The organism is Blastomonas sp. UPD001 (genome assembly GCF_003426715.1).
In the GTDB taxonomy this organism is placed as follows: domain Bacteria; phylum Pseudomonadota; class Alphaproteobacteria; order Sphingomonadales; family Sphingomonadaceae; genus Blastomonas.
On the sequence record NZ_QKVT01000161.1, the window covers coordinates 1 to 502 of the forward strand.

The 502-nt window shown below is 43.0% G+C and carries 1 protein-coding gene; it reads right to left on the reverse strand.

The annotated features are described in order from the left end of the window. Positions 1–141 precede the first annotated feature (141 nt). The coding region (locus DM995_RS23010; protein WP_198669533.1) for a carbonic anhydrase at positions 142–502 on the reverse strand (361 nt) is incomplete at its 5' end.

The window sequence follows — 502 nt, forward strand, 5'->3', positions numbered from 1 at the left end:
ATATGAAGTTACAGAGAAAGAACCCCACCCCAATTCTCGCTTACGCTCGAATTTCTCCTCCCCGAAATCGGGGAGGGGATTAAGGGGTGGGGTAAAATTCTGTGCAGTTTCATGAAGAATTGGTATTAACCGAATTTTATTTTAAGTGATAATGCTCACGCTTCCGGTATCTAAATCATAACGACCACCCACGATTTTCAATTTACCGGACTGCAAACGCTCAGATAACAGGGGCGATCGCTTTAACCGTTCAATTTGATAATGCACATTGGCAACAACAACTTTGTCAACCATATCGCCTGATTGATCTTTGAACTTTTGCACAACTGGCTTAATTGCTTTGACAAACGTGCTAATATCACCAGGTAACACTTCATTTTGGACGGCAGCGGTAACTGCTCCACATCGCTCATGACCCAATACCATCAATAAAGGAGTATTTAACAAAGCAACCGCATACTCAATACTGCCAGTAGCTTCCGGTATGGCAATATTCCCCGCA